This window comes from Streptomyces mesophilus, from assembly GCF_011044995.1.
GTDB lineage: Bacteria > Actinomycetota > Actinomycetes > Streptomycetales > Streptomycetaceae > Streptomyces > Streptomyces mesophilus.
Genome location: NZ_JAAKZW010000086.1, coordinates 24511 through 30550 on the forward strand (window position 1 = coordinate 24511; position 6040 = coordinate 30550).

Annotated in this window: 6 protein-coding genes and 1 rRNA gene; 6 read left to right on the top strand and 1 reads right to left on the bottom strand. The window is 67.2% G+C overall.

The window, feature by feature from the left end; all coding sequences use genetic code 11:
• Nucleotides 1-33: 33 nt before the first annotated feature.
• The gene (gene dapB, locus G6045_RS20680) at nucleotides 34-789 is read left to right on the top strand and encodes a 4-hydroxy-tetrahydrodipicolinate reductase (protein WP_165333514.1); all 756 of its coding nucleotides are present in this window, start codon (nucleotides 34-36) and stop codon (nucleotides 787-789) included.
• Between the two features lie 7 nt (nucleotides 790-796).
• A complete protein-coding gene (locus G6045_RS20685; protein WP_165333519.1) occupies nucleotides 797-1243 on the top strand; it encodes a tetratricopeptide repeat protein in 447 nt (148 codons plus the stop codon).
• 86 nt (nucleotides 1244-1329) lie between these two features.
• Here G6045_RS20685 and G6045_RS20690 read toward each other — a convergent pair whose 3' ends face one another.
• Complete coding sequence (locus G6045_RS20690; protein WP_165333515.1) at nucleotides 1330-1884, bottom strand: PH domain-containing protein; 555 nt, start codon at nucleotides 1882-1884, stop codon at nucleotides 1330-1332.
• Nucleotides 1885-2131: 247 nt separating this feature from the next.
• Here G6045_RS20690 and G6045_RS20695 point away from each other — a divergent pair, with 247 nt between their 5' ends.
• The 4 genes from G6045_RS20695 to G6045_RS40905 all read left to right on the top strand — a co-directional run.
• Nucleotides 2132-2368, top strand: a complete 237-nt coding sequence (locus G6045_RS20695) for a hypothetical protein (protein WP_165333516.1) — start codon at nucleotides 2132-2134, stop codon at nucleotides 2366-2368.
• Between the two features lie 319 nt (nucleotides 2369-2687).
• On the top strand, nucleotides 2688-3587 hold the full coding sequence (gene dapA / locus G6045_RS20700) for a 4-hydroxy-tetrahydrodipicolinate synthase (RefSeq protein WP_165333517.1): 900 nt from the start codon (nucleotides 2688-2690) through the stop codon (nucleotides 3585-3587).
• Nucleotides 3588-3723: 136 nt separating this feature from the next.
• Nucleotides 3724-5409: a ribonuclease J gene (locus G6045_RS20705; RefSeq protein WP_165333518.1), complete on the top strand. Its 1686-nt coding sequence runs from the start codon at nucleotides 3724-3726 to the stop codon at nucleotides 5407-5409.
• Nucleotides 5410-5942: 533 nt separating this feature from the next.
• A 16S ribosomal RNA gene (locus G6045_RS40905) occupies nucleotides 5943-6040 on the top strand; the annotation flags it as partial.

Consider the following 6040-nt stretch of genomic DNA (forward strand, 5'->3'; position numbering starts at 1 on the left):
GACGTCGCCCAACTCCCGTAAGGAATCAAGCAAATGAGCAAGCTGCGTGTGGCGGTCCTCGGTGCGAAGGGCCGGATCGGCTCCGAGGCCGTGCGCGCCGTCGAGGCCGCCGAGGACATGGAGCTCGTGGCGGCGCTCGACCGCGACGACACGATCGATGTGCTCGCCGATGCGGGTGCCCAGGTCGCCATCGACCTGACGCACCCCGACGCGGTCCTCGGCAACCTCGAGTACTGCGCGGGCCACGGCATCCACGCCGTGGTGGGCACCACCGGCTGGACCGACGAGCGGATCGCCCAGGTGCAGGACTGGCTGGCGAAGTCCCCGGCGACGGGTTTCCTGATCGCGCCGAACTTCTCCATCGGCGCGGTCCTGACCATGCAGTTCGCCCAGCAGGCGGCCCGCTTCTTCGAGTCGGTCGAGGTCATCGAGCTGCACCACCCGAACAAGGCGGACGCCCCTTCGGGTACGGCGCACCGCACCGCCCAACTGATCGCGGCGGCCCGGGAGAAGGCAGGCTGCCCCGCGCAGCCCGACGCCACTTCCACGGCCCTCGACGGTGCCCGCGGCGCGGACGTCGACGGCGTGCCCGTCCACTCCGTACGCCTGCGGGGTCTCCTGGCGCACCAGGAGGTGCTGCTCGGCGGCGAGGGCGAGACGCTCACGATCCGCCACGACTCGCTGCACCACAAGTCGTTCATGCCGGGCATCCTGCTCGGTGTGCGCCGCGTCGTGGACACTCCGGGTCTGACCTTCGGCCTTGAGCACTTCCTGGACCTGGGCAACTGACGAGCCGATGCGCGCAAAGCTCACCTACTTCGCCCTGGCCGCCGCCCTGGTCGCGTATTTCGTCCTGGTCGGCAGCCGCGGTGTCCTGCTCATAGAGCAGGGCACCGTGCTCACCGTGACGTTCGGCGTCGCGGTGCTCATCCTGCCGCTCATCGGCCTGTGGTTCCTCTGGAAGACGACCCAATTCGCCCGCAAGGCGGGGAAGTTGGCCGCCGAACTGGAGGCCGAGGGCGGGCTTCCGGTGGACGAGCTCAAGCGGCTGCCCAGCGGCCGTATCGACCGCGACTCGGCCGACGAGGTCTTCGCTCGCCGCCGCGCCGAGACGGAGGACGCGCCGAACGACTGGCGCTGCTGGTTCCGCCTCGCGGTCGCCTATCACGACGCACGGGACACTCCCCGCGCCCGCAAGGCGATGCAGCGGGCGATCGCTCTGCGCGAGCGCAACCCGGCCTGAACCGGACCCCTATGACAGAACCCCGCCCGGCGCGAAGCCGGGCGGGGTTCTGTCCTATCCGATGAATCAGCGGCGAATCCGCTGGATCAGCGAGCCGGCTGGTACTCGTAGGCCCACGCCTCGAGGGTGTCCGCGGCGCGGTCGAAGGCCTCGGGCCGCCCCAGGAAGTCCCCGTTGTGCGAGGTCATCAGCGGATCCGTGAGCGGCTTGCCCTGACCCGGTACGAGGACGACCGCCTGACCCTGCACGGTGCGCGGAAGGCCGAGCCAGCGCACCGGCTGCTGCGTGGTCCGCACCGAGGCCACGCTGCTCCACGGCACGGTCCTGGTCAGGAAGAACCCGACCCGGCGTACGCCGCGCGCACTCACCCAGGTGCCGACCCGCAGCAGGCGCATCGAGGCGACGATCACCGCAAGCGCACCGAGGGCGCAGGCGGCTCCTGCGGAGGGTGCGTCCGCGAGCGCGATGATCATCGCGGCGAGCAGCATGTACGAGGCCAGGAGCAGCAGCAGGGCCGCGGCACCGACGCGCCACGGACCGGGCCGGTACGGCCGGCGCCACTGGTCGCGGTCGTCGAAGGGCAGCGCGACGTCGTCCGCCTGGTCGAATGCGCGGTCGGCTGTAAGGAAGGCTAGGGGCACGACGTAATCCTCACTCAAGCCCGCTCGAAGGTGTGCTCGGTGAGGCTACCCAGGCATTCCATGAGCGACCAGTCCCGGGGGTCCGAGCGGAGTCCGCGCCGCGCCGTTCAGGCTAGGCACCACCGGCGGCGGTCTCCGATGTTCTTCGCTGAAATTTCCGATTTCGCGGCACCTTTGTGCGGTTCTACGCGTCTGTATGGGTACGAGACACCAGTAGCCACGAGTGAACCAAGGAGAAGCGCCCACCATGTTCCGTCGGCGAGAGCCCGTCCCGTTCGCCTTCATCGCCGAAGCCGACAAGTACCGCAGCAATGTGACCCCGCCCCCCAAGGAGCGCGCCAGCGCCGGTCAGATAGCCGGCCGCACGCTCGTCGGCCTCACCGTCGTCGCCGGTCTGGTGGGTGCCCTGCTCTTCGGGATGCCCGCCCTCTCCCCGGACACCTCCCCGGCGCAGACCCAGCATTCCGAGGCCTCCGACCGCTGAAGCGGCGTCACGGAGGACGGAGTTGCCCGTTCGGTCCTGCCGACCGGATTCTTTCTCCGCTCATGTGCGAGGCGTTGAACAAGAACGGCCGCCTCGCTCCGTAACGGTGAGTGAGCGGCTTCAGGGCGGTCGCCCCGAACCTCCTTGCGAAGTGTCCGTATTGCGGCATTTCGAGAAGTTCATCTAGCCTGATCAAACGGACCCGGCACTGCTTGAACCCCCGAGCAGGCAGTGCCGGGCTCCTTTTGTCACGCCCCGTCACGCCCGGCGCCTCCCCCGAGGGGCGACCACGCACTGAGCAGCGAGTAGCGTGTTACCCATGGCTCCGATCTCGACTCCGCAGACCCCCTTCGGGCGGGTCCTCACCGCCATGGTCACGCCACTGACGGCGGATGGCGCTCTCGACCTCGACGGCGCGCAGCGACTGGCCGCCCATCTGGTGGACGCAGGCAACGACGGCCTGATCATCAATGGCACCACCGGCGAGTCCCCGACCACCAGCAATGCGGAGAAAGCCGATCTCGTACGAGCCGTACTGGAAGCGGTCGGTGACCGCGCCCACGTCGTCGCCGGCGTCGGCACGAACGACACGCACCACAGCATCGAACTGGCCCGAGACGCCGAAAAGGCCGGCGCGCACGGCCTGTTGACGGTCACGCCGTACTACAACAAGCCGCCGCAGGAAGGCCTCTTGAGGCACTTCACGGCCATCGCCGACAGCACCGAGCTGCCGGTGATGCTCTACGACATCCCCGGCCGCAGCGGCGTCCCGATCTCCACCGAGACGATCGTCCGGCTTGCCGAGCACCCGCGGATCGTGGCCAACAAGGACGCCAAGGGCGACCTCGGCCGCGCCAGCTGGGCCATCACCCGCTCTGGTCTCGCCTGGTACTCCGGCGACGACATGCTCAACCTTCCGCTGCTCTCGGTCGGCGCCGTCGGCTTCGTCTCGGTCGTCAGCCATGTCGTCACGCCCGAGCTGCGCGCCATGCTCGAGGCGTACAACTCCGGCGACGTCCGCAAGGCCACCGAGATCCACCAGAAGCTGCTCCCCGTCTTCACCGGCATGTTCCGTACGCAGGGCGTCATCACCACCAAGGCCGCGCTCGCCCTCCAGGGCCTGCCCGCCGGACCGCTGCGCCTGCCGCTCGTGGAGCTCTCCGCCCAGGAGACCGAACAGCTCAAGATCGATCTCGCCGCCGGCGGGGTACACCTCTGATCACAGACTTCACAACTGAATACGACGCACAACCGAACACGTACGCACCAACTGAACGCGACAACTGCATCGCACGAACGTCATGCGCGCCACGTGCCTTCAAGGAGGACGTGGCGCGCATGGGTAGGAGAGTCTTTTGAGTCATCCGCATCCCGAGCTCGGTTCCCCGCCGAAGCTTCCCGAAGGTGGCCTGCGCGTCACCCCGCTCGGCGGCCTGGGCGAAATCGGCCGCAACATGACGGTCTTCGAGTTCAACGGCCGTCTGCTCATCGTCGACTGCGGCGTGCTCTTCCCCGAGGAGGAGCAGCCCGGTATCGACCTGATCCTGCCGGACTTCAGCAGCATCAGGGACCGCCTCGACGACATCGAGGGCATCGTGCTCACGCACGGGCACGAGGACCACATCGGTGCCGTCCCCTATCTCCTGCGCGAGAAGGCGGACATCCCGCTGATCGGCTCCAAGCTCACCCTCGCGCTGATCGAGGCGAAGCTCCAGGAGCACCGCATCCGCCCGTACACCCTCGAGGTCAAGGAGGGGCACCGCGAGCGGATCGGCCCCTTCGACTGCGAGTTCGTGGCGGTCAACCACTCCATCCCGGACGCCCTGGCCGTCGCCATCCGGACCCCCGCGGGCATGGTCGTGCACACCGGCGACTTCAAGATGGACCAGCTGCCGCTCGACGGCCGGCTCACCGACCTGCACGCCTTCGCGCGGCTGAGCGAGGAGGGCATCGACCTCCTCCTCTCCGACTCGACGAACGCCGAGGTCCCGGGCTTCGTCCCGCCGGAGCGCGACATCTCCAATGTCGTACGGTCCGTCTTCGCCGGAGCGCAGAAGCGCATCATCGTGGCGAGCTTCGCGAGCCATGTGCACCGCATCCAGCAGGTCCTGGACGCCGCCCACGAATACGGCCGCAAGGTCGCCTTCGTCGGCCGCTCGATGGTCCGCAACATGGGCATCGCCCGTGACCTGGGCTATCTGCGCGTACCGGCCGGACTCGTCGTGGACGTGAAGACCCTCGACGATCTGCCGGACCACGAGGTCGTTCTTGTCTGTACGGGTTCACAGGGCGAGCCGATGGCCGCCCTGTCCCGGATGGCGAACCGCGACCATCAGATCCGGATCGTCCAGGGCGACACCGTGATCCTGGCGTCGTCCCTGATCCCCGGCAACGAGAACGCGGTCTACCGCGTGATCAACGGCCTGACCCGCTGGGGTGCCAACGTCGTCCACAAGGGCAACGCCAAGGTGCACGTCTCGGGTCACGCCTCGGCCGGCGAGCTCCTGTACTTCTACAACATCTGCAGGCCGCGCAACCTGATGCCGGTGCACGGCGAATGGCGCCATCTGCGCGCCAACGCCGAACTCGGCGCCATGACCGGCGTCCCGCAGGACCGGATCGTCATCGCCGAGGACGGCGTGGTCGTCGACCTCGTCGAGGGCAAGGCCAAGATCGTCGGCAAGGTCCAGGCCGGTTATGTGTACGTGGACGGCCTCTCGGTCGGCGACGTCACCGAGACCTCGCTCAAGGACCGGCGCATCCTCGGCGACGAGGGCATCATCTCGGTCTTCTTGGTGATCGACTCGACCTCCGGAAAGATCACCGGCGGACCGCATATCCAGGCCCGCGGCTCCGGTATCGAGGACTCGGCGTTCAACGCCGTCATGCCGAAGATCAACGAAGTCCTTGAGAAGTCGGCCCAGGACGGTGTCGTCGAACCCCACCAGCTGCAGCAGCTGGTGCGCCGCACGCTGGGCAAGTGGGTCTCCGACAACTACCGTCGGCGCCCGATGATCCTGCCCGTCGTGGTCGAGGTCTGACACCGCGCTGACCAGCGCAAACGCTGCCTCACTCGGAGCGGGCCGTCTCGATTTGCATCGAGGCGGCCCGCTCCAGTACGTTTACGGCTCCGCCCGACCGGGAACCCGGCGCACTCGTGCGCTCGAGAGGCCCGGAGCGGGTGGAAATTCCGACTCAGAATCTCTGATAAAGTCGGTCTCGCCGGAAAGGGAAACCGCCGAAAAGCGGAAACCCCGGAAAGCGAAATCCCAGTCCGACTGGGAATCGGGCCCGAAAGAGTCTGATAGAGTCGGAAACACCGAAGGGAAGCCCGGAGGAAAGCCCGAGAGGGTGAGTACAAAGGAAGCGTCCGTTCCTTGAGAACTCAACAGCGTGCCAAAAGTCAACGCCAGATTGACAACCCCGTCTCGGCCATTCTTGGTCGGACGCGGTTCCTTTGAAAAGTCCACCCCTTGATTGTGGGTGGCAACATCAGCGAGGACGCTGTGGATGGTCGGCTTATTCCGCTGACTGTCCCGCTCAACGCGGATGCTCACCCGATTACGGGTAAACATTCACGGAGAGTTTGATCCTGGCTCAGGACGAACGCTGGCGGCGTGCTTAACACATGCAAGTCGAACGATGAACCGCTTTCGGGCGGGGATTAACGAT